The sequence below is a fragment of the Enterococcus sp. DIV2371 genome, from assembly GCF_050498525.1.
GTDB lineage: Bacteria > Bacillota > Bacilli > Lactobacillales > Enterococcaceae > Enterococcus_B > Enterococcus_B mangumiae.
Genome location: NZ_JBIPAJ010000001.1, coordinates 2,491,034 through 2,508,566 on the forward strand (window position 1 = coordinate 2,491,034; position 17,533 = coordinate 2,508,566).

A 17,533-nucleotide genomic window follows, 5' to 3' on the forward strand; every position below is an offset into this window, starting at 1 on the left:
TTTACTTTTCCCAGTGATCACTTTGTTTACGATAGCCCTTTCATTTCCATACCCTTATCAAGCAAACTCTTTTAAAAGTAATAAAAAACTGCCTTTCCTTTTACAGGAGAAGACAGTTTGATCCATCGCACAACAAAACGCTTGATCTTTCTCCTACAAAAGAACATCATTGCCGTTAGACCGGTCTCCTGACTTGGCTTCTTTTTACTCCCAACCCTTCCAGAATGCTCTGTGGTCATGTTGGTTTCATCCCCCTTACAGTAGGTAGGTCTGTAGAGGACTTTCACCTCTTTCCCTGACATCTAATCGGCTATTTATTTTTAAATTTACTTTTATTCAATCATTTATCTTTTGGAAAATTTTAGCTATACCAACAAAAGTATCTCCGCCAATACTTTAACATATGGGTTTCATAAAAGATATACGAAAATCAAGCGAAAAGAGCTACAAAACACCTTACTTTCAACAAAAATATATTATTTTCTGTTTTTTAAAATGGCATTCATTTATATTATAAAAAACTGATGACACTGTAACATTCGTTGATTTATCTAACGTTTTTTATTTTAATAAAACAAAGCTCTTGATAGGCATTCCTATCATGTAAGTGTAAGGTAAAAGGACAAGAATTTGTTAAAAAACATGCAAAAATTTCATATGTTATTCATTAGAATAAGAAAAGATTTATCAGATTAAGGCTATTCATTTTAATATTCAAGCCAAAATTTATATTTAGATAGACGTTGATACCAAAAATTTTAGGCTAGTTCTTCTCTTTTATTTCTTTGGCTGTTCCTTTGATATGCTTGTTGAAATATTTCTCTCCATACCATTCTAATTGCCCTTTCCCTTCCCACTCACGATACTCTTCTTGAAACTTATTTTTATAGTATCCATACAATAAATACGGAAAGGAAATATGCACCTCTGCTGCAGTAAAACTGATATTTACAATCATCCACATTATTACGGTACTTGAAATAGTAGTAATATCCGAGGAATCATTTAGTCCACTAGGAAAAATAAAATTTAAAAGTAGTATTATGGCCCAAAAGATTCCACCAAGTTTATAGCTAAAGGTGATTATTCTTTCAATAAATTTTGAAAATTGATTTTTTGACTCGTGGTTACCGAATAATTGTTTAGCAAGACCATACAATTTTTTCTCAAAAATGATATAACCACTTAAAATCTGAAACAAAATTAAAATAAGTATGCCAAAAATCGTAAGTGGTTCGATAAAGAATGTAATGAAGAACAAATTTATGCTTAGCATCAGCCAAATCATGTAGATGTTTAAATTAATAAAAATAAAGTAAAATCTCGTTCCATCATTCATCTTAGTGATCATAAAAATACTAATTATTGAAAATATCAACAAACCAAACCAAAAAATAGGTATTGAAACAAAATTAACTTTTGGTTCCTTAAATAATTGATGTAACACTTCATTTTCCATCCAAGAATTAATTAAGTAGTAAAATCCGTAGATAAGTAAAATCATAAGTATATAAATAATTAATTGAAATAGAGGATGAAGGTTTCTTTTCTCTTGCTCTTGTATCTTAATACCAGCATACAAATCTTTAACAAAACGATCATCTTCTAAATGTAAACTTTCCTCAAAAGTAGCTGAAAAAAATCTTTTGATATTCATTGTCCTACTCCTCTATAACTAGGTATATATACAGAATTCAGTTTTTTACCAAAAGGTTTTCCAGAAGCACTAACATTCCAGTTTATACTTCTTAACTTAAAATTATCCAACTCTAATTTATTGTTACTTTTTTTATTATCTTCTTTTTGATAAACTGAATTCTTCCATTTATCATATCTGTCGGGCCATATTGACTGTACAATTGAATTTCCTAAACCAAAAAGCCCTCCAACAACACAGCCTACAAAAGCGCCAGTAGCATTACCTGCTCCTGGTACAATAGTCCCCACAACCCCACCGATTTTAGCGCCTATAGTCATCCCCTCCAACGGTCCTATACTTTTAACCATATCAATCCCTCCGCCCTTTACTGCTTTTCCTACACTACCTGTTTTTCCATACTCATTTACTGCACTTGAAACAAATGTCACACCTAATTGTGCATAAGTAGCTACTTGGCCTGCCGTTCCTATTCCTTTGGCGATACCCCATTTTTTAGCTCCTTGTATCAAATGGGAGTTCTTCAAGCCTTCGCTGACGTAGGTTTTTACGGGCGAGGTAAACTTAGTAAAATTTTGATAGGCCTTACCTATCGTATCGATTTTAGGAATCCATTTTCCTTGAGCAACAGTTTTACCTAACATTTCGTATTTTGTAAGAAAACTAAATAATCTAGTTTTCATACCCGAAGGTAGATAATTGGTAAGCATCCAAAATTCATCGTTGGATGCCAGCTTGTTTACTAATGCATCAGGATAATTTCTGAGCAACATTTCAAGTCGTTTGATTGCATGGGTTTTCCCTTCTTTTAGAGGTTGAACTAATTTTTCAATTTCCGCATACAGTTCTAAGAAGGCATTAGTTGAAGATTCTTCCAGCAATGTCTGTCCGTTTGGTTTGTACTTCTCGAACCAACTTCCATCCACCCCTTTCGGCAATGTATAACTTCCATCTGCCTTTACGGTAGTTTGATTCAGGACTAAGACACTTTGCATGGCGAGTTTTAATTCCAGTAGACTGTTGTTGAACAGTCCACTGGTTTGAGAGTTAAAGGCATTGAGTTTTTGCTGTTTGCGTTGCAACTTGTAGATGTCTTCTTGTAGGCTGTCTGACATTCTCATCAGGTTGCGATGGAAGTCGGTCAGCATTTCTGTGATGCCTGGTAAGATGCTTATATTAGCGATGTGTCTGATCGTCTGCGCATGGTTTTCAATCGATTGTTTAGCAAATGATTTAGCACGAATCTGTCCGCTTAAATTCTCTTCGTCCAAGTATCCTTCACTAGAAACGATTTGATGCGCGGCGGAGTAAAGATTCAGATCTGATTGAATTCCTTGTACCGCATTGTTTACCCGATTGACTGTAGGAATGATCAATTCAGAAAACAGTCCTTTACCGGCTTGATAAGCTGCTCCGGAGAGTATTTTTCCGTCAACTGCTTGAACAATTTGTTGGCTACCTGTTCGTAGTTGGTCGATCGTTGTACGAGCAAGTGATAAATTAGTGGTCATATTACTTATTAAGTTAGAAGATTCGGTGGCTGAATAGATTAATCCCATAATTTTTGTCCTTTCAATTAGATAAGTGATGGCTGTCTATTATTAATGTAATACTTGATAGTATTTTCTCTCTGTACTTCTATTTATTTACCCCCATCTACTTCATTCATTATTACTATACGTAATTTTTTCCTATTTAAATTAAAATCGTTTGGATAAGAATCATCTACGTCGTATACGAACACTTTCAGTCTTATACGCACACAAAAACAGCCCTAAGATACTGGCATTCAATAAGTATCTAGGGCTATATTTTGCTATTTAATCATTTTTTATCAATCGTTTCTACGTATCATAATTATCATTTAGTACCAACTCGCTTCATCTTGTATCATTTACCAGTTTATCAGCACGCTCATATCACTCCTAAAATAAGTCTACAGGCTGATGGCTAGCGTCTCCTTCTATGAGATGATTATACAGACTAAATAATCATTAACTTAAGGAAAGAAGGCGAAAAAGATGATAAAACAAATCGGATTCTGGGAATCTATCGTAGATATCTTGACTTTAAAACCTGTATTCTTGGTAGGACTATTAATTTTGGCAAGTTTTTTATTTTGGTTCACCAGAAAAAACAAAGGTTCTTTTAAATTGGTAAGTATTCTATCAGCACTTCTATTGTTTTATTATATGTGTGTGACATTCTTCAATGTGTTCGGTGTTCCTACGCTTTATGGATTAAACAGGATCAGTGGGTTCGGCGAAAATATTTTCAATCCAAACATCAATCTTGTTCCTTTCATTGATGGAATAAATACAGGATATATTCTCAATATTATTTGTTTTATACCAATCGGATTTTTATGTCCGTTAATTAGTCCCACGTATAGAAAATTCAGTTATTCTCTTTTATTTGGCTTTTGCACTTCTTTATTGATTGAACTGAGTCAACTGTTTACGGTAGCTAGAGCAACAGATATCGATGATTTAACTTCAAATGTACTAGGGATGATTTTAGGTTATTGCCTAATTCAAGTAATTTTAAAAATGTTCAACCATTCGTCAAATAAAATCCTTGATAAAACGACTGATTTTTCATGGTCAATACCTGTATTCGTCGTTTTTATCGCTTTTATTAATACATTTTTTAGTTAATGCTTAATACCTTAGAAGCAACATCTATATAAAAAGATAAGAGCCCCCAAAATTGTTCTTCCAATTTTGGGGGCTCTTTCTTTTTATCATTCTGTTCCGTTTGTTTCAATCACTCTTTTATACCAATCAAACGATTTCTTTTTGTATCTGTTCCTGGTGCCTTTTCCTTCATCATCCAAGTCAACATAGATAAATCCATACCGTTTCGACATTTCGCCGGTAGAAGCGCTAACTAGGTCGATTGGTCCCCAAGAGAGATAACCGAGACATTCGACATAATCTTCGGTGATTGCTTTTTTCATTTCTGAAATATGGAGGTTAAGATAATCGATCCGATAGTCATCATTAACAATATTTCCTGGCTCTAATACGTCTTCAGCGCCTAGCCCGTTTTCAGTGATCATTAGTGGCAATTGGTATCTTCTGTACAACCAATTCATCGTATAACGTAAGCCAACGGAATCAATGGCCCAGCCCCAGTCTGACAGTTCAAGATACTGATTTTGGATGCCCCCAAAGAATGCTTCGTTCTCTTTTTGTTCATTCGGAGTGACACTGGACATATAATAATTCAAGCCAATATAGTCGATCGTTCCTTGTTGGAAATCTTTCGCATCCGTTTCATGTTGTTCGATTACGATACCTTGTGCTGAAAACTCTTTTAATTTGTATTGTGGAAATTTGCCACGACACATTACATCCATTTGATACAATTCTTTTTCATTTTCCAACAAGTTGTTTAACATCGTTTCTGGTTTACACGTTTCTGGATATTGCGGATTGATACCAAAGACACACCCAATTTTGAATTCGGGATTGATTTGATGTCCCAGCTTAACGACTTTTGCACTAGCAAGTGCCGTATTGTAAGCAATTTGTGCGATTGCTTGTTTTGGATTTTCAAGTTCTTCAAACTTAAGACCAGAAATGTAGTACGTAAAAAATTCCGCAGCTTTTGAGTTCGGGTCCAAATGATTGATTTCATTGAATGTTGCCCAATATGTCACTTTGCCGTTCAGACGTTCAAACAGTGTTTGAGCATACTTTTCAAATAAAGCAACTAGTTTGCGACTCGTCCAACCTTGGTATTTTTCGATCAAGTTAGCTGGTAATTCAAAATGAAAGAATGTGATGATCGGTTCAATACCATGTGCAAGTAAAGTGTCTACTACATTTTCATAAAAGTTCAAGCCTTGTTCATTTGGTTCAGGATCATCACCGTTCGGAAAAATCCGTGTCCAATCGATTGAGATTCTTAGTGCTGTAAATCCCATTTCCGCAAATAGTTGAATATCCTCTTTGTAACGATGATAAAAATCAATCCCTGTATGAGAAGGATAAATGAATCCTTCTTTCAGTTCTTTGTGGATTTCTCGTGGTGTGTCACGAGTGCCTTTCGTCACTAGATCCATATTGGAAATTCCTTTTCCGCCTTGATCCCATCCACCTTCGCTTTGGTGGGCTGCGATACTACCGCCCCATAAAAAATCTGTTTTCATCCTTTTACCTCCTAAATAATCACTGCTAACACTTGATTCGTACTTTCATCAGCCAACGGTACGACATCTAAAAAGTCTGCGCTATTCGTGACAACGACCATCACTGTTGGATCAAAACCAGCTGCTTGGATGGCAGAAAAATCAACTGTTGCCAACACATCGCCAGTCTTTACCTGATCGCCGACTTTTACATAACTAGTAAATCCTTTCCCTTCAAGGTTTACTGTATCGACGCCCACATGGATCAATACTTCTACTCCATCTTCTGTCTTGATTCCATACGCATGTTTTGTGGGGAAAACTACGGTGACTTCTCCTGCAATCGGTGCAAAAATTTCGCCATTTTCTTCATCTGGAATCACTGCAAACCCTTTACCTAAAGCGCCTGAAGCAAACGCACTGTCTGAAACTTGACTCAACTGGATGACCTCACCTGAACTAACATTTTCCAGTGCGATTTGACCAGCTTTCGTCAGAGATTTTTCTTTTTCAGTTGCTTTATCTTCTTGTGGCATCCCTAGCCCATAAGCAACAGCTCCAGCTAGAAGAAATGCTGTAACGCATGAAATGATCATCCAAACAAAGTTGGCTGTTCCACCAATCAAGAAAGCGGGCAATCCTGCTAGCCCCCAAGCCATTGTCCATGCTTTGACACCGGCTAATCCTGCAATCAAACCGCCAATTCCACCACCAACAATCACGGCGATAAACGGACGGCGATATTTCAAGAAAACACCAAAAATAGCTGGTTCTGTGATTCCCATGACCGCTGAAAAACCAATCGTTCCAAATGTCGCTTTTTCTTTCTCTTTTTTCGTCTTCAAGAAATAACCAATCATCGCTCCAGCAACGGCAATATCCGAAATGGTGGCAGCTCCAGTAATCACAGGGTCATAGCCTAGTTCCGCAAAGAAAGTCAATCCGATCGGGAATAAGAAATTCGCAGCACCTAAGACGATCAAGAACGGTTGGAAAGCTGCATAAAGCATCACAACGATCCAATAGCCGATATTTTCAGACAACAATGTGAACACCCAAGAAATCCCTGAACCGATCCACATACCGACCGGCCCAAAAACGGTCAAGAGAACGGGCAATACGATCATCAAGGAAACAGCGGGAACAAAAAACAGCTGAATCGCTTTCGGCACTACTTTTTCTAACTGAGTAGTCACAAATTTCAACAAGGCGATCGCTAATAAAATCGGAATGAATGTATGAGAATAGTCAATCACAGGTAATTGATAGCCAAACAAACTTAACCCTTCCGCACCAGTAATATTTGAAGACATCACAGTTGTGGCTAAAACAGTTGCGACATACGGATTGACGTTCAATCTTCTAGCTGATGAAAAAGCAAAAAAGATCGGTAAGAAGGTGAAAATCGACGTTTGTAATGTCTGGAAAATTTGGTACGTTGGACTTTCTGCTGAAACGATTCCCGTCAAAGAAAGCAAACTCAAAATCCCAGCAATCATCCCTGCCGCAATCAACACTTCGATAATTGAAGTCATTGATTCAGAAACGACCGACAACACTGCTGTCGGGACTTTCTTCCATGTTAATTTTTCTTTCTCAGGAGTATCCTCACTTCCACTCCCTAAGCCTGCTAATGACATAAATTCATTGTAGACTTCCGTGACATGCGTACCGATAATGACCTGATACGCCACATCATTAGATACAACGTCAATCACGCCGTCTAGTTCTTTGATTTCTTCTGTTTTTGCTAAGTCGCGATTATTTAATGTCAAACGTAAACGTGTGACACAATGGGCAGCAGCTACAATATTTTCTTTTCCGCCAACCAATTCAATGATTGCTTTATTTAATTTTTCATATTTCATCTGTTTTTCCAATCCTTTCTGTTAGTCGATTGATGTGCATCATCAAATACGTTTCTTCATTCATGGAAATATCTGCTTTAAACTGGTGCTTGATATAGATTTTGATTTTTTGGACTGCTTTGAACGCTTCTGGATATAACTGACTGATTTGTTGATACAATAAAGAGATATTTCCTTCTGACTGTGCCAATTCACTTTTGATGATCCGCTGGATAAAGTATTGTAAATGTGTTGAGAACCGCATAAAATTTGTCGAAGATTCATCAATTTTAAATGTGTAGTGTTTTTCAATAATAGAGACAATATCACTCAATGTCTGCATCTCCAGTAACCGGTCAGATTTCTTATTGTCCCAAAAGTTGATGAAATGCAAAGCGATAGAAGCCGCTTCATCACTTGGAATACTGAGATTTTTTTCTTTCTCGATCATCTGGAGACTCTCCAGTGCGAGCTCAAAATGACGAGGATAAAACCTGCGAATATCCCAAATCAATGGACTTGCAATAAACTGATTCTTTTCAGCTCGTTCTAAAAGAAACTCTAAATGATCCAGTAATGTTAGTGTTAAGTAATCACTCACTTTGATGCCAAGTTTTCTCTCTGCATTTTCAATGATCCGACTAATCAAAAGAATGTCATTTGAATCAGACTTTGAAAGCAAGTAACTAAAATGCTCCAACATTTCATAAGAATCCAAAATATACATTTTTTCGATCTCATCTTCTGAAACCTGTTGGCCTTTTTTCTTACGAAAGCCGATGCCCTTGGAAACAATAAAGACCTCATGTCCGCCCTTTTTGATCAATGCCACATTGTTGTTGATTATCTGTATTATTTTCACTTGCCCTATTCTCCTTTCCTAAAAAAAAGAACTCAAAAAAGATTTAAGGGCCGCTGCCTTAAAATCTTTTTTGAGTTCTGCCTGCATTGCAGTAACATACTCGCATTTAATACTGCCGCGTATTAAATGGGTTCTTCTTTTTATTGATGATATATAATTAATAATAAATGTGTTTCGCAGAAATGTCAACGCTTTCTTTACTGGTACATAACAAAAAGGAATGATTATCAGCCAATTTTTTCTATTACACCATTGGTTGTTTCACCCATCTATTATTTGATTTATTTCATTAAAACAACTGCAGCAAGTCCTCATCTATAAGAACTTTCGTCGGGATCTTACTCTTTTTTTATGCCAACGTATCGCTCCATTTCCTGCACATCGTACTTCTTTGGCTCCAATCCTCCACTTTACTAACTTTCTTGGATAATGTCTCATGTGCTTCTTTTAGCCATGGATGAACAACTTTGACACCTTGATCCAATATATATTCAATATAATACAAAGCAGCACTTTCTAAAGAATCTTCAAGTGCTAACATCAAACCGTCTAGATATGGAGGAATGCCTTTTTGATCCCAACTTATTTTATCTGCCACGAACACAACTAAGTCTAGTTGAGAATACTTTCCTTTTAAAGTTGTATGACATTCAATTGCCGATAATATCTCGTTGTCAGTGATTTTAAAAATCTTTTCTGCCATTCTTTTTGAAATCTTCTGGTGAATGATCATTGGAAATATCAGCTCTTCTTGATTTAGTTCTATCCCCATTTCTTTTGCTATGGTAATTCTACGATCGTTTGGATAGATTGCGGATACATCGTGTAAATAACCCGCTATTTTGGCTTTTTCGCTATTGATATTGTAATTTACAGCAAGTTTCTCCGCACAGTCTCCGACTGCTATACAATGTTTATATGTTTCTATATGGTCATATCCCTCAAGAAAACGATAAACATCATCTTTTAATGCCAAACTATTTACCATTGTCATTTATTCCTCCATTTATTTTCTATATGTATTTTTCAAATAAACTATTCACTACTTTTAGTTTTTAAATCAACCATTAAAAGCAAGCACCACCTCTAAATAATAACATACTCCCTGCTTACTTTACCTTATAGGAAAATAGTTACTCTTAGTTAAGTTGATTATACAAAAAAGAACCCCCATTTCGCCCTATTGACCAAATGAACGTCCTCTTTAATAATTCTTCTTACACCAACTCTTGCCCTATTCTGCCGACATCGCTGCCATTGTGATGTAGTTGTATGGCTGGTTGAAGTGTGGCAAGAAGAAGATGTCTAATAGTTTCAACTCGTCGATCGTTACTTGTTCTTGAATAGCCAAAGAGAAGAGATGGATAGCCATGGAGATATCCATCTTTGAGGATAGCTGTGCGCCGACTATTCGGCGTGTGGCTTTTTCATAGACGATCCGAATCTTTACTTTCTCGTTGTCTTTCATGAATGTTGGTTTTTGATTGTCTTCATAATCGGTATACAATACGTCCATGCCTGCTTTTTTAGCTGCTTTGACTGTCACGCCGGTTGATACCATATGTAGCCCAAAAATGGAGATGCCATTTGATCCTTGTACGCCGATGGCATTCAGCTTGCTGCCAGCAATATTGTGTCCTGCAACAATTCCTGAGCGTACGGCATTGGTTGCTAAAGCAATATAGGTATCTTTTTGTATCGCATTTGAATAGATCGTGGCGCAATCGCCTACTGCGTATACGTCTGGATCGCTTGTTTGTTGTGTTGCATCCACAAAATAAGCGCCATTACTGAAGGTTTCTAAATGATTTTTTCCGAGCGCATTGTTTGGTAAGAATCCGATGGCATTGATGACTAAATCGACTGGATATTCTTGTTTATTGGTGACAATGGCTTCAACTTTTTCAGTTCCTTTGTAAGCTTTCGCAAGTTCTTCAAAATGTAACTTGATGCCATGGTCTCCTAAGTTTTGATCCATTTGCGTTGCAAACTCTGGGTCATAGTAGCTGCGTAACGCGCCTGCTTCGCCATCGAATAAGTGGACGTTTTTGCCTCGGCGTTGCATGGCTTCGGCTATTTCGACACCGATGTAACCGGCACCTACTACAGCCACATTTTGGATATCTTTACGCTCCAATAAGGTATCGATAATCTGGGCATCTTGAAAGCTTTTTAAAAAGTGGATGTTTTTCAAGTCTTTGCCTGGGACATTCGGCGAGATGGGGCGAGAGCCAGTTGCGAGGACTAGTTTGTCGTAAGTCTCACTGTAAGCTTTTGTTTGGCTTTTACAATAGATTTTTTTGTTGACAAAATCAATCATTTCTACCTCTGTCTCTAATGAGATCTTAGCGCCTTTTTCTTCAAATGCTTCTTTATTGGTATAGAATAGCTCTTCATAAGAATCGATTTGTCTTCCTACCCATAGAGCGGTGCCACAGCCTAAATAACTGAGGTTTGAATTTTTATCGATCATCACTACTTCATGGTCTGTTTCTTGAGATAACAATACGTTTGCCGTTGCGATCCCGGCATGGTTTGCTCCGATGATTACTGTTTTCATGTGCTTACTCCTTTACCAAGAGATTGATACAGAATTATTTCGCTTCGAGAAACAAGCGTATCCACAAAAATCATTCTTCTGATTTTTGTGGATGCCGTTTCATTTTTTGAAGAGATTCCTTCTGTTACTACTGTTTTTATATTAAATCGAATATCGAATCTTTATTTCTACGCTTGTACGGGTAGGATACTTTCTACTTCTGAATGTGGACGTGGGATGACGTGAACGGATAGTAATTCGCCAACACGCTGAGCTGCTGCGGCACCGGCATCTGTTGCGGCTTTGACTGCACCGACATCGCCACGGACCATGACTGTAACAATTCCGCCGCCGACCATTTCTTTTCCAACTAATGAGACATTTGCCGCTTTGACCATTGCGTCTGCTGCTTCGATCGAGCCGATCAAGCCTTTTGTTTCTACCATTCCTAAAGCATCTGATTTCATTCTATTTTCCTCCGATTTATATTAATTTTTTTGAATAACAATTTTTGTGTTTGGTGTGACACCCAAGGCATTGGCTTCTTCTGTGTCGATATGACATTCGAGCCCAGAATTTTCTACTGCTCGAATGACTACATGATGTAATGAACCACCTCTTGGTCCTGCAAAATTGATTGTTACTTCTTCCCCATCTGTGACGCCAAATCTTCTTGCTTGTTCAGGTAACATATGGATATGTCTTTTCGCGACGATCACACCTTCTTGTAACTCCACTGAGCCATTGGGTCCGATGAGGGTTGCTCCGGCAGAGCCTGCTAAATCCCCGGATAAACGAAGAGGTGCTTTGATGCCTAACTTAAACGAGTCACTTTGCAAGATTTCAACTTGCGATTGGTTTCTTACTGGTCCTAAAATACGGACTTTTTGGATCACGCCTTTAGGTCCTGCAAGCATGATTTGTTCTTTGCACGCATATTGCCCTGGTTGGGAGAGATCTTTTAATTTCGTTAATTGATAGCCTCGCCCAAATAGCTTGTCGACATCTCCTTGTGCAAGATGTACGTGTCGATTGGAGATCCCTACTGGAATTTCGTCGTTTTCGTGGCTCTTTTCCTGAGTTTGTTGCAGGGGTGATAACTTTTCTAGTAAGACACCTAATAGCTCTTCATAATTTTCCATCGTCTTCTCTCTCTTCGTTATTGATTCATCGCCGCCAATACTTGACGAACCATATTTGCCAAGTCTTCGATTTCAGGATCGGATTGGATCGGCGATCGTTGACTGGTCGGTTGTTGCATTGGTACAACCGAACTGCTTGTTTCTTCTTGGAATGTCGGATCATCTTTTGCTAATGTGGTCACATCTTTCAGTCCATAAGCGACTTTCTTGATATTCAATAGATGCTTCGGTCCAACGTTTTCTGACACCGAGCTACCACCAAATGTTCCGCAACCTAACGTAAATGAAATGGGTAGCCCCGTGCTGATCCCTGTACCTCCTTGGCTTCCGCCTGTGTTGACTAAGATTCTGGAGGCTGGTTTTGCGGCAAATTTCAACACGATTTCACGATCATTTGTATGGATGCTCATCGTATGCCCAATCCCATTTTGCAACAGATCAATACTTAGTTGACAGGCCTCTTCCCAATCATTTACCACATAAAAGGCTAAGACTGTCGTCAATTTTTCATATGAAAGTGGGTAGTCTGGTCCAACACCGCCTTGTTCGCCAATCAACACTTTCGTACCTTCGGGAACAGCGATATTTGCTGCTTTTGCAATTACTTGTGCGTCCCGACCAACAAATTTGGCATTCATGGTATGACCATTTTTAAACAGTAGTTGACATACTTTGGCTGTTTCTTCTTTCGACATAAAGTATCCGCCTTGCGCTTTTAGCTCGCGGATCACCGCTTCTTGGTTAGAATGTTCGCAAATAATTGCTTGTTCAGAAGCGCAGATCGTTCCATTGTCGAATGTTTTAGAAGCCATGATCATAGCTACTGCCGACGCCACATCTGCTGTTTTTTCAATATAAGCAGGTGAGTTACCAGCTCCTACGCCTAATGCTGGTTTACCGGAACTATAGGCTGCTTTGACCATTCCTGGCCCACCTGTCGCAATGATCAAACTGACTTCATCCGCATGTAAAAGTGCATTTGTTCCAGCCATCGTCGGAAGAGATAAGCAACTAATGATTCCTTCTGGTGCTCCTGCTTCAATAGCCGCTCGATTTAATAGGTCGGCTGCTTTTTTTGTACAATCCAATGCGGCTGGATGTGGAGAGAAGACAATGGCGTTTCTTGATTTCAACGCAATCATCGCCTTGAAGATCACTGTTGAAGTCGGGTTTGTTGAAGGAATGATCCCCAACACAAGTCCAACTGGTTCAGCGACATCGAAAGTGCCATTGGCTTCATTTTCATCGATGATACCGATTGTTTTTTGATCTTTGATTTCTTCATACAGCAAAGTAGAAGCTGCATGATTTTTGTAGGTTTTATCCGTGATTTTCCCGAATCCGGTTTCTTTCACTGCTCGTTTGGCTAAATCAACGGCGTGTTTACTTGCAGCGGTTTTCATCTTTTGTAAAATACGGTCGATTTGTTCCTCTGTGAATGTTGCGATCTGATTAGCTGCAACTTTTCCTTTTCTTGTTAATTCACGCGCTTCTTGTATTGATCGTAAATCTTTATCAACTATTTCCATCTGGGCCCCTCTATTCATTTATAATTAATAAATCGATCAAGTCTTGAATCAGGTTTGCTTTACTCATCGGCTGGTTTTCAATTTTTAGAGGACTAATGGAGTCTTACCTTTAGTTGCTAACACGTAAGCCTTATCCTTCACGATCCAGTCCAAACTTGTATTTTGTGGGATAAAGATCGTATCTCCTTGACTTGCGACAAACCGTTCACCAGAAATCAGCAGTTCGACCTCGCCTGAGATAATGTAATCAACTGAGTCTTGGTCGCTTTGTTCACTGAAGCAAGTTTGTTCAAAGAAAATCAGCTCTGTGGTCAAATCACGCTCTTTCGTGCGCACGATTTCTTGCCTCTTTATCCGTTTATTGTCTTTATCAGGCTGTAACTTAACAGTGTTGCCTTTGACGATTTTCAAGCCATTCTTGTGGTAACTCGCTTCATAGGGCTGCTCTTTCGTTTCCGCTAAAAATCGTTTCAACAAAGCAATCAAGTCTTCTGTTGAACATCCACCTATTTTTGTTTCTTGCCACTTTTCTTCTGAGCAAGCTGTTTCTTTCAACTCAATCTGGTATTCTTCTGCTAAATCTTTTGCTGCGGGCGTAATAATCGTTTGACTATCAACGAAGATCGATCTGACACCTTCTTCGTGATAGTTCGCTACTTCCTTTAAACTAATCAATTTTTTCATTTTGTCACACTTTCCTTAGGCAGATTCACAGCTTTCATCAATAATCCCGACGACTGCTGCATCAACTGGAATCAGATCATCTTCAAGCATTCTGCGAGCGGCAGATCCCATGGTCACGATGACTCGATCCCCGATTCCTGCACCAATGACATCACAGACGATCAATCGTTCCCCCGCTCGTGCGCCTCCAGAAATTTCTGCAATCATCAACTTCAAGCCATTTAATTTTTCAGATTTACGCGTGGCCCATATCGTATCGATCAACGTTGCAATCACCATTTTCTGGTCTTCTCTTTCTTCTGGATTCCTTCAATCGCAGCAGTCACTGAGGCTGTATCACCAAATATAGCGAGCATCACCACATTTTGTGGACAGCTTCCTCGAATATCTTCGACGGTCACACCGACCGTTTTTTCAGCCACATCTGCCGCACAGACCATTTCGATCAGTTTTCCTTGGACTAGCCCAATAGCATCAGGTTTTTCCAATGTATCCTTTGATCCTTTTCGTCGATTGATGATCGCTAATGTGCCTTCTCCAGGCGATTGTATGATTCGACAATCCATTAAAATCACTCCTATCCTATCACTTGATCCGTACAACTTAATGCAATGCCTAATGGTGTTACAAACATTGGATTTACTGGCTTATACGTTTTGATTCCTGTGGTTGTTTGGATGACTTGCTCAATATTTTTTAAACACGCCGTTCCTCCGACCAAATAAATGGCAGGTATCTGGTAACCCTTTGTTTGCTGAACGATGATCGAAGCAATCTTTTCAATGACAGGTTTTAAAGTGACCAGCAGCTCATCATGATGCTTTGGCTCTCGTTTATAGGTTTCTGCTTCTTGAAATGAAACCTTGTAAGAACCCGCGATCACTAAGGATAAATGCGTGCCTCCTGTCGCTTCGTCCGCAATTTTTACCACCTTAGAATTTTCTAAAATCGAAATGCCTGTCGTGCCTCCACCAATGTCTACGACAGCTCCTTCCGTCACTTGCAACAGCTGGTTGGCCGCAGTTGGTTCGTCCAATAAATTGGTCAACTCAAAACCAGCACTTTGAACGACATTTTTTATCGCACCGCCATCAAGTTCATCTGTTCCTGGTGGGAGAGAAGCCGCCGCATAAACAAGTTCAGTGTTTAGTTTTTCTTCGAGCTCTTTTTTTAATTCTTTGACGATCTCTACCGCACCAATATAATCAACGATCATGCCATCTCGCACGACATCCGCATAACGATAAGCCCCGGCAACTGGCTGATGCTGTTCGTCTAATACAGCTAGGACAATACAAGCAGTACCTAAATCGACCCCTGTATAATAAATACGCGAAGGATGGCGTTTCGGTTGTTGGATCGTTTCTTCAAATGCAGCAACAAAGCGATTACACTGCTCCATATACTCGTTCATTGGCCAACTCCTACTAATTGTTTGCTTAATTCATTCACCTTTTTAGCTACCGTTTGCAGCACTGCCTGGCATTGCGGATATTTGGCATAGAACAAATGAATGAAAGCGTCAATTTTTTTTAGTTTGATGAATAATTTCCCATGGTGGCTAAACAGATGGACCGCCTCTAGTTCAAAGGCTGGCGACTCAAAGACTGGCTCCCCACAGTCTTGCTTCTGATCATCTGCTGCTTGTCCTAACGTTTCATTGAGTGCTTCTCCTAACTTCAACAGCTCTTGGCTCATCGCCACAGAATGCTCCATGGCTAGGATCGCGGCTTCATATAATTCACAGGAAAGCCAATTTTTGTAAAAGAAAAACTCTGGCGCCAACTCAACGGATCGTAATGCTTTTTCTCCTGTTTCTTCCAAGATCAAGTTTACTTTTTTATCTGCCAAAAATTGCTTTCCTTCAGGGGTCAAACGTTCCCCAGACTTTAACGTAAATTCGTGGAAAGGTACTTTTCGGTAGATTGTTCTTAGCTCGTTTTCCGTGATAAAATGCATGGATTACCACCTCTTAGTAACTCCCTATAGATTTTTTCTAATTCTTCTTGTGTTACGTTTCGAGGATTTGTTGACGTACAAGCATCTTTCAACGCTTTTGCTGCCATCTCTGGGATCGCGGCTTCAAAACTTTCAGGATCGATGCCACACTCACTGATCGTTTTTGGTAAATCTAACTGTCTCAATTTACGATTCAAACCAGAGATAAACGCGTGGACGGATCCTTTAGGTGTCCCCGCAGTGAAGCCCAATAATTGTGCAATTCTTTGATAAACCAAAAGACTCGGACACTCGTTGTCTAATGCTAATCCCGCATTATAGTTGATCACATGAGGAAGTAATAAGGCATTGGCTCGGCCATGTGCAATATGGAATTTCCCACCTAAAGCATGAGCTAAACTATGGCAAATACCTAACGACGCTTCGCTAAAAGCGATACCTGCTAAACAAGAGGCATTGTGGATCGTTTCTCTTAATGCTAAGTCTTCCCCATCGTTAAATACATCCACGAGTTTCTCCCAAATCATTCGTAGTGCTTTTTCGCCACACGCATCTGTAAAATCAGTGGCCTTTGTCGATGCTAAAGCTTCTATGCAATGAGTAAAAACATCTATTCCAGTATCTGCTGTGACAACTTTCGGGACACTCACTGTCAACTCAGGGTCTAGAATCGCCAGATCCGGAATCATCTGCTCATCAACCAAGGCATATTTGCTTTCATTTTGTGGGTCAGAAATCACGGAGAATGCCGTTACTTCACTGCCGGTGCCACTCGTTGTCGGAATACAAATAAGTTGGATTGCTTGCGTCTGATCCGTTAGTTGATACATTTGTCTAATTACTTTTGCTGCATCCATCGCAGAGCCGCCACCTAGCGCGATCAAACAATCTGGCTGATGTTTGATCACTTCGACTAATCCTTTTGTGACGACCTCTATCGTAGGATCAGGAATAATTTCTGAGAATATGGGACAGTTGATTTGTTTGGCTTCAAATCGTTCAACTACTTGACCAACTGTGCCATTTTCCACCATGAATGGATCGCAAATCAGTAAAGGCTGGCGAATCGGTCGATTATCTAATTCCTTTAAGGTCCCTATTCCTGTAACAATCTTTGTAGGCATTTTGAATTGTTTGGACAAGGAAACTCCTCCTTTCATTTATAAATCAGGGTTCGTT

At 39.0% G+C, this 17,533-nt stretch carries 17 protein-coding genes and 1 riboswitch; of the genes, 1 reads left to right on the top strand and 16 read right to left on the bottom strand.

Annotated features, from left to right (window positions below; all coding sequences use genetic code 11):
• Positions 1-161: 161 nt before the first annotated feature.
• Positions 162-322: riboswitch (cobalamin riboswitch) on the bottom strand.
• A 441-nt stretch (positions 323-763) separates the two neighbouring features.
• Positions 764-1,657 carry a hypothetical protein gene (locus tag IGL24_RS11560; protein ID WP_207116012.1) on the bottom strand — a complete coding sequence of 298 codons (894 nt, stop codon included), beginning with the start codon at positions 1,655-1,657 and terminating at the stop codon, positions 764-766.
• Complete coding sequence (locus IGL24_RS11565) at positions 1,654-3,216, bottom strand: hypothetical protein (protein WP_429966337.1); 1,563 nt, start codon at positions 3,214-3,216, stop codon at positions 1,654-1,656. The genes IGL24_RS11560 and IGL24_RS11565 overlap by 4 nt, the downstream gene beginning before the upstream one ends.
• 462 nt (positions 3,217-3,678) lie before the next feature.
• On the opposite strand from IGL24_RS11565, the gene IGL24_RS11570 reads away from it, so the two are divergent.
• Positions 3,679-4,314, top strand: coding sequence for a VanZ family protein (locus IGL24_RS11570; protein ID WP_207700274.1), 636 nt, complete (start codon positions 3,679-3,681; stop codon positions 4,312-4,314).
• Positions 4,315-4,400: 86 nt separating this feature from the next.
• Here the strand turns inward: IGL24_RS11570 and IGL24_RS11575 are convergent, their stop codons facing one another.
• From IGL24_RS11575 to IGL24_RS11640, 14 genes are all read right to left on the bottom strand, one after another.
• Positions 4,401-5,813, bottom strand: a complete 1,413-nt coding sequence (locus IGL24_RS11575; RefSeq protein ID WP_207700275.1) for a family 1 glycosylhydrolase — start codon at positions 5,811-5,813, stop codon at positions 4,401-4,403.
• Positions 5,814-5,824: 11 nt separating this feature from the next.
• On the bottom strand, positions 5,825-7,660 hold the full coding sequence (locus IGL24_RS11580; protein WP_207700276.1) for a beta-glucoside-specific PTS transporter subunit IIABC: 1,836 nt from the start codon (positions 7,658-7,660) through the stop codon (positions 5,825-5,827).
• Positions 7,650-8,501, bottom strand: a complete 852-nt coding sequence (locus IGL24_RS11585) for a PRD domain-containing protein (RefSeq protein WP_207116007.1) — start codon at positions 8,499-8,501, stop codon at positions 7,650-7,652. Before IGL24_RS11585 ends, IGL24_RS11580 begins: the two co-directional genes overlap by 11 nt.
• Positions 8,502-8,850: 349 nt before the next feature.
• Positions 8,851-9,495, bottom strand: a complete 645-nt coding sequence (gene yqeK, locus IGL24_RS11590) for a bis(5'-nucleosyl)-tetraphosphatase (symmetrical) YqeK (protein WP_429966338.1) — start codon at positions 9,493-9,495, stop codon at positions 8,851-8,853.
• Positions 9,496-9,735: 240 nt separating this feature from the next.
• Positions 9,736-11,061 (bottom strand): H2O-forming NADH oxidase, encoded by a 1,326-nt coding sequence (gene nox / locus IGL24_RS11595; protein WP_207700109.1) that lies wholly within the window; start codon positions 11,059-11,061, stop codon positions 9,736-9,738.
• Positions 11,062-11,228: 167 nt separating this feature from the next.
• On the bottom strand, positions 11,229-11,507 hold the full coding sequence (locus IGL24_RS11600) for a BMC domain-containing protein (protein WP_207116005.1): 279 nt from the start codon (positions 11,505-11,507) through the stop codon (positions 11,229-11,231).
• 21 nt (positions 11,508-11,528) lie between these two features.
• The gene (locus tag IGL24_RS11605; RefSeq protein ID WP_429968454.1) at positions 11,529-12,182 is read right to left on the bottom strand and encodes a phosphate propanoyltransferase; all 654 of its coding nucleotides are present in this window, start codon (positions 12,180-12,182) and stop codon (positions 11,529-11,531) included.
• Positions 12,183-12,199: 17 nt separating this feature from the next.
• Complete coding sequence (locus IGL24_RS11610) at positions 12,200-13,711, bottom strand: acetaldehyde dehydrogenase (acetylating) (protein WP_207700111.1); 1,512 nt, start codon at positions 13,709-13,711, stop codon at positions 12,200-12,202.
• Positions 13,712-13,795: 84 nt separating this feature from the next.
• Positions 13,796-14,395, bottom strand: coding sequence for a hypothetical protein (locus IGL24_RS11615; protein ID WP_207700112.1), 600 nt, complete (start codon positions 14,393-14,395; stop codon positions 13,796-13,798).
• A 15-nt stretch (positions 14,396-14,410) separates the two neighbouring features.
• Entirely contained in the window at positions 14,411-14,674 is a 264-nt protein-coding gene (locus tag IGL24_RS11620) for a EutN/CcmL family microcompartment protein (protein ID WP_207116001.1), read from the bottom strand.
• The gene (locus IGL24_RS11625; protein WP_207116000.1) at positions 14,668-14,961 is read right to left on the bottom strand and encodes a BMC domain-containing protein; all 294 of its coding nucleotides are present in this window, start codon (positions 14,959-14,961) and stop codon (positions 14,668-14,670) included. Before IGL24_RS11625 ends, IGL24_RS11620 begins: the two co-directional genes overlap by 7 nt.
• An 11-nt stretch (positions 14,962-14,972) precedes the next feature.
• Positions 14,973-15,809, bottom strand: a complete 837-nt coding sequence (gene eutJ / locus IGL24_RS11630) for an ethanolamine utilization protein EutJ (protein WP_207115999.1) — start codon at positions 15,807-15,809, stop codon at positions 14,973-14,975.
• Positions 15,806-16,354 carry a hypothetical protein gene (locus IGL24_RS11635; RefSeq protein ID WP_207115998.1) on the bottom strand — a complete coding sequence of 183 codons (549 nt, stop codon included), beginning with the start codon at positions 16,352-16,354 and terminating at the stop codon, positions 15,806-15,808. Before IGL24_RS11635 ends, eutJ begins: the two co-directional genes overlap by 4 nt.
• Complete coding sequence (locus tag IGL24_RS11640) at positions 16,327-17,478, bottom strand: 1-propanol dehydrogenase PduQ (RefSeq protein WP_429968455.1); 1,152 nt, start codon at positions 17,476-17,478, stop codon at positions 16,327-16,329. Before IGL24_RS11640 ends, IGL24_RS11635 begins: the two co-directional genes overlap by 28 nt.
• Positions 17,479-17,533 lie beyond the last annotated feature (55 nt).

Coding starts and splice junctions, on each gene's coding strand:
- eutJ (WP_207115999.1), bottom strand. CDS start 15,809: ATGAACGAGTATATGGAGCAGTGTAATCGCTTTGTTGCTGCATTTGAA.
- IGL24_RS11625 (WP_207116000.1), bottom strand. CDS start 14,961: ATGGATTGTCGAATCATACAATCGCCTGGAGAAGGCACATTAGCGATC.
- IGL24_RS11565 (WP_429966337.1), bottom strand. CDS start 3,216: ATGGGATTAATCTATTCAGCCACCGAATCTTCTAACTTAATAAGTAAT.
- yqeK (WP_429966338.1), bottom strand. CDS start 9,495: ATGACAATGGTAAATAGTTTGGCATTAAAAGATGATGTTTATCGTTTT.
- IGL24_RS11620 (WP_207116001.1), bottom strand. CDS start 14,674: ATGGTGATTGCAACGTTGATCGATACGATATGGGCCACGCGTAAATCT.
- IGL24_RS11570 (WP_207700274.1), top strand. CDS start 3,679: ATGATAAAACAAATCGGATTCTGGGAATCTATCGTAGATATCTTGACT.
- nox (WP_207700109.1), bottom strand. CDS start 11,061: ATGAAAACAGTAATCATCGGAGCAAACCATGCCGGGATCGCAACGGCA.
- IGL24_RS11580 (WP_207700276.1), bottom strand. CDS start 7,660: ATGAAATATGAAAAATTAAATAAAGCAATCATTGAATTGGTTGGCGGA.
- IGL24_RS11615 (WP_207700112.1), bottom strand. CDS start 14,395: ATGAAAAAATTGATTAGTTTAAAGGAAGTAGCGAACTATCACGAAGAA.
- IGL24_RS11640 (WP_429968455.1), bottom strand. CDS start 17,478: ATGCCTACAAAGATTGTTACAGGAATAGGGACCTTAAAGGAATTAGAT.
- IGL24_RS11605 (WP_429968454.1), bottom strand. CDS start 12,182: ATGGAAAATTATGAAGAGCTATTAGGTGTCTTACTAGAAAAGTTATCA.
- IGL24_RS11575 (WP_207700275.1), bottom strand. CDS start 5,813: ATGAAAACAGATTTTTTATGGGGCGGTAGTATCGCAGCCCACCAAAGC.
- IGL24_RS11600 (WP_207116005.1), bottom strand. CDS start 11,507: ATGAAATCAGATGCTTTAGGAATGGTAGAAACAAAAGGCTTGATCGGC.
- IGL24_RS11610 (WP_207700111.1), bottom strand. CDS start 13,711: ATGGAAATAGTTGATAAAGATTTACGATCAATACAAGAAGCGCGTGAA.
- IGL24_RS11635 (WP_207115998.1), bottom strand. CDS start 16,354: ATGCATTTTATCACGGAAAACGAGCTAAGAACAATCTACCGAAAAGTA.
- IGL24_RS11560 (WP_207116012.1), bottom strand. CDS start 1,657: ATGAATATCAAAAGATTTTTTTCAGCTACTTTTGAGGAAAGTTTACAT.